Origin of the sequence: Burkholderia sp. Ac-20384 (genome assembly GCF_017104605.1) — a bacterium.
GTDB classification, from domain to species: domain Bacteria; phylum Pseudomonadota; class Gammaproteobacteria; order Burkholderiales; family Burkholderiaceae; genus Burkholderia; species Burkholderia lata.
Map to the genome: position 1 here is coordinate 1 of NZ_JAAGPE010000477.1, position 4,824 is coordinate 4,824.

Consider the following 4,824-nt stretch of genomic DNA (forward strand, 5'->3'; position numbering starts at 1 on the left):
ATCGAAGCCCTGGCGAGTTGGCAGCATCACTACAACTGGCATCGGGCTCATAGTGCCATCGGCGGCATTGCGCCGATGGCGAGACTTCCCCCGTCGAGAAACAACCTCTTGACGCTTCACAGCTAGCAGGCTGTTGAATTTGGGAACGGTGTAAACGGGCTTCGCGGGCGGTGCGTTAGAGATAACGTGTTCATGGTCTTGGTCGGATGGGTACGATGCGCGGAATGGACGAGATGCAAGAGCCGCTGTTCACGACGGTGAGGCTGGAAGACTTCGTGCCGACTGATCACCCGTAGCGGCCGCTTCGGCTGCTGGTCAATCAAGCGTTGAAGCGGCTCAACGGGCTGTTCGGCACGATCTATGCCGACAGCGGTCGCGCCTCGATTGCGCCGGAGAAGCTGCTGCGCGCGTTGCTGCTGCAGGTGTTTTACTCGGTGCGCAGCGAGCGCATGCTGATGGAGCAGATGCGCTACAACCTGCTGTTTCGCTGGTTCGTCGGCTTGGCCATCGAAGACGCCGTCTGGGACCACTCGGTATTCTCGAAGAACCGCGACCGGCTGCTTGAGCACGAAGTGATCGAGGCGTTCTTTACCGAAGTCATGAGCTTGGCGGACAAGCAAGGGTTGCTGTCCAGAGAGCACTTCTCGGTCGATGGCACACTGATCCAGGCGTGGGCCAGTCACAAGAGCTTCCGTCCCAAGGACGGCTCGGACGATCCGCCGGCCGGCGGCGGACGTAATGCCGACACGGACTGGAAGGGCAAGCGCCGCAGTAACGACACGCATGAATCGAGCACCGATCCGGATGCGCGCCTGTTCCGAAAGGGGCGGCAAAGCGGAGCTATCCTTTGTTATCAGGGGCACATCCTGATGGAGAACCGCTCGGGCTTGGTGGTCGGCGCAGTGGTCAGCCACGCCGATGGATTCGGCGAACGCGCGAGTGCGTTGCGCCTGCTCGATTGCGTGCCGGGTCGTCACGCCAAGACGCTCGGCGCCGACAAGGGTTACGACATGCGCGATTTTGTGCGGGATTGCCGAGCGCGCAAAGTGACGCCACACGTTGCGCGCAACGACACGCATCAAGGCGGCAGTGCGATCGACGGCCGCACCTCGCGGCACGCCGGTTATGGCATTAGCCAAGTGATTCGCAAACGCATCGAAGAGCACTTCGGCTGGGGCAAGACTGTCGGCAGGATTCGACAGACCGTGTATCGGGGCGTCAAACGGGTCGACCAGCACTTCAAGTTGACGATGCTGGCGAGCAACCTGACTCGAATGGCGCGAATGCTGACGGTGGTGCCGCAAGGAGCCGTGCAATGAGCCGCCCGAGCGCGGCCGTCGCGCGGCAACGCGCCGGCGATCCCGCTCGCCAGCGGGGCAGCCACGACGATCTATCGGCAACTCGGCGGCCAATCGCATACCAAATCCATTTAATCAGTGCCCCGGCCATCAAACCGCGGCGCTTTTCAACAGCCTGCTAGGGCCTGCGCGATGCCCGCGAAGACGGATGATCGAAAGTCGAGTGTCCGGAGGACCAACGACACGTTGTGTCTGCCCTCGATATAACTGCAACTTATAAGGCAGACCTGCTGTGTATTGATTGGCGTTAATCGAGTCGCTCACCGACGCGTATGCGCGGCGAACGGAACACGTTATACCTTGGTATAGGGAGGATGCGACCACGGACTAATGGAGCGGTGTGTGTGCTTCACATAGACTCTGTTTCAACCCGAGCGAACCGCACGTCGTCGGGAATCCCGAGCAGTGATGGTCGCCTCCTTTATCGACCGAGGTCGGTGATTGCGTTCATTGCACATGTGCGCTTGATGCGAGAGGGATGGGAGAAATGACGCAGCCACGATTCGTACACGACAGCGTATTCGAAGGTGCGCTGATCCGCTTACTGGATCCGTCGAGAGCGCCTGTCACGCGCGATGGATTGGCGTGCGCGTCCGGGCGACGCATGCAGCCCGTGCGCGGTGACAGCGCAAGCGATCCTGCAGCGCCGGTGGCCGATCGGATCAAAATTGTCGAGATTCTGTCGGACACTTCGGTCAGCGTGCGCTGGAGTGATCCGAGATCCGGGCATTTCGGGGAACAGGTGTGGCGCTGCGTGACTGCGCGGTCGGCGTCGCATTGCGTGCTAACGGGCATGCGGATTCAATGTGGCGATCGCGTGTATCGGCCGCAGCGGCGGGGCCGCACCGTTCCGTGTAACTGGGACAGGATGTTCCATGCCGCGGCGGTCGCGACGATCGCGTCCAGCAGCATGGGCGGCTAGTGCGCGCTAGGAAGTGCGGTCGGGACGCCGTCCGTAGCCGGTTGCGATCCCGGCAAGCCAGCGATAGTAGCTTGGCCCGAGAGACCCGGTGCGCGGCAAGATTGCATCATCGCCGATGAAATGGCGGTAAGACAGCTATCGTGTGTGATTCATAGACATCGTTTCAACTAAAATGAAGCGATGGACCGAGAGATCGCCGCGCGATTACGTTGGGTGCGCATGTATCACGAGACGGGTAATGCCGGCCTCGTATGCGCACGGTGTGGCATTTCTCGACCGACACTTCGCAAATGGCTACGTCGCTATCAGGAATCTGGCGAAGCAGGTTTGCAGTCTCAAATCCGTCACCTACTCGGCAGCCCGAACAGAAAGGTATTCGAGGCTGATCGGGCAACGATCCTCCGATTGCGTACCGAGCGCAAAGGCGCACAGCGGATCCAGAATGAACTGAGACTGTACGAGCAATGCGAACTATCCCTTGCGACCATTCACAAGATCTTGAGCGAAGCAGGTGCAAAGCCGTTGATTCGATCCCGGCGGCCGACGCAGCCGAAACGGTATAGCCGGCCGGTGCCTGGAGACCGCGTCCAGATGGACACAATGAAGATCGCTCGAGGGGTGTACCAGTACACGGCGATCGACGACTGCTCTAGGTTCCGGGTACTGGCAATCTACCCACGCAGAAACGCCCGAAATACGCTGCTTTTTCTTGATCGCGTCATTGAGGAGATGCCGTTTCCGATCCAGCGCATCCAGACCGATCGAGGCGGTGAGTTCTTCGCCGAGTCGGTACGACGACGCTTGATGAGCGAATGCATCAAGTTCCGACCGATCCCGTCACGCTCGCCATACCTCAATGGCAAGGTCGAGCGTTCACAACTCACCGACCGCAACGAATTCTGGTCGCATCATCTGCCGACCGCGGATGCGATCGACCACCGAATTGAGGAGTGGCAGTTCGACTACAACTGGCGGCGCCCGCACGGCTCACTTGGTGGCAAGACGCCCGTCGATCGTATCGCCGAGTTAGGCGAAGTCACCCCTGTCGCGGGAGAGGTGGAAAGGGACCTATCCGTGATTTCGTGGGCGAGGCATATCATGAGGTGTAAAAGCCATGAGTATGCCGATGAAGAAGAAAAGACAAACGGTAGCGCGTCAGGCAGCGGCCCGCGGGCCGCTGCCTGAACTGCCCAAGGAACTGCTGGACCAGTTGGTCAAGGGGCCGATGTCGCCAGCCGAAGTGCAGGACCTGATGCTGGCGTTCAACAAGGCGGTGATCGAGCGTGCGATGGGCGCCGAGATGAATCTGCATCTGGGCTACTCACCGGGCCAGCCCAAGCCGCCCGGGCAGGTCAACGAGCGCAACGGCGCCAGCGGCAAGACGGTCATCACCGATCGTGGCCCAGTCCGGGTCGACGTGCCTCTTGACCGTGACGGCAGCTTCGAGCCGATCCTGATCCCCAAGCACGAACGCCGTTTCACCGGCTTCGACGAACGCATCATCGCGATGTACGCCCGCGGCATGAGCGTGCGCGGGATTCAGGGATTTCTGGCCGAGCACTATGGCACCGAGGTCTCGCCCGACTTCATCAGCTCGGTCACCGACGAGGTGATGGCCGAAGCGCTGAGCTGGCAGAGCCGCCCGCTCGAGACGATGTATCCGGTCGTGTTCTTCGATGCGCTGCGGGTCAAGATCCGCGACGACGGCGTGGTCAGCAACAAAGCCGTCTATCTGGCTTTGGGCATTCAGGCCGATGGCCAGCGCGACGTGCTGGGCCTCTGGATCGAGCAGACCGAGGGCGCCAAGTTCTGGCTCAAAGTGTTCAACGAACTCAAGACGCGCGGCTGCCAGGACATCCTGATCGCCGTGGTGGACGGCTTGAAGGGGCTGACCGAGGCCATCAGCGCGGCATATCCGCGGACCACCGTTCAGACCTGCATCGTGCATCTGATCCGCAACAGTCTGGAGTACGCCAGCTACAAGGACCGAAAGGTACTGGCCGCGGCATTGCGTCCGATCTACGCGGCCGCCAGCGAGGAGGCGGCAAGGCAGGCGCTGCAAGACTTCGCCGACGGACCTTGGGGCACGAAGTACCCGACGATCGTGCAATCATGGCAACGCGCGTGGGAGCACGTCGTGCCGTTCTACGTGTTCCCGCCGGAGATTAGACGGGTCGTGTACACCACGAACGCCATAGAAAGTTTGAACATGCAGTTGCGCAAGATCATCAAGACGCGCGGCCACTTCCCGAATGACGAGGCGGCCATCAAGCTGCTCTGGCTGGCGCTGCGCAACGTGCTGACCAAGACCGTGCGGTCCGCCTTCGACTGGAAATCGGCGATGAACCAGTTTGCTATCCTGTTCGGAGACCGATTTATGCAGGCGCGCGGATAACGTGCTGTTCAACCGCCTCGCCCACAAAATCTATGGTCAGCCTGACTTTTGCAAGCGAGTGGGTGTCGACGTAAATTGGGCGTGCGCAAATCTATCCGGGATCGCGATGGAAACAGGTTCCTCGTCCCATGATGAGAGCCGCACCGGGC

The 4,824-nt window shown here is 60.7% G+C and carries 2 protein-coding genes and 3 pseudogenes; all 5 read left to right on the forward strand.

Annotated elements, in window-relative coordinates; all coding sequences use genetic code 11:
• A pseudogene (locus G3O00_RS40085) lies at positions 1 to 126 on the forward strand (IS481 family transposase); the annotation flags it as partial.
• An 89-nt stretch (positions 127 to 215) separates the two neighbouring features.
• Positions 216 to 1,319 (forward strand): annotated as a pseudogene (locus G3O00_RS40090) (IS5 family transposase).
• A gap of 643 nt (positions 1,320 to 1,962) precedes the next feature.
• Positions 1,963 to 2,280, forward strand: coding sequence for a DUF3331 domain-containing protein (locus G3O00_RS40095; protein ID WP_241025560.1), 318 nt, complete (start codon positions 1,963 to 1,965; stop codon positions 2,278 to 2,280).
• A gap of 180 nt (positions 2,281 to 2,460) precedes the next feature.
• Positions 2,461 to 3,330, forward strand: a pseudogene (locus G3O00_RS40100) (IS481 family transposase); the annotation flags it as partial.
• Positions 3,331 to 3,406: 76 nt separating this feature from the next.
• Positions 3,407 to 4,675, forward strand: a complete 1,269-nt coding sequence (locus G3O00_RS40105) for an IS256 family transposase (protein ID WP_206146304.1) — start codon at positions 3,407 to 3,409, stop codon at positions 4,673 to 4,675.
• The last annotated feature ends 149 nt before the right edge of the window (positions 4,676 to 4,824 follow it).

Bases quoted from the DNA above. Each gene is read 5' to 3' on its own strand.
- G3O00_RS40105 (WP_206146304.1), top strand. From the start codon at position 3,407: ATGAAGAAGAAAAGACAAACGGTAGCGCGTCAGGCAGCGGCCCGCGGG.
- G3O00_RS40095 (WP_241025560.1), top strand. From the start codon at position 1,963: ATGCAGCCCGTGCGCGGTGACAGCGCAAGCGATCCTGCAGCGCCGGTG.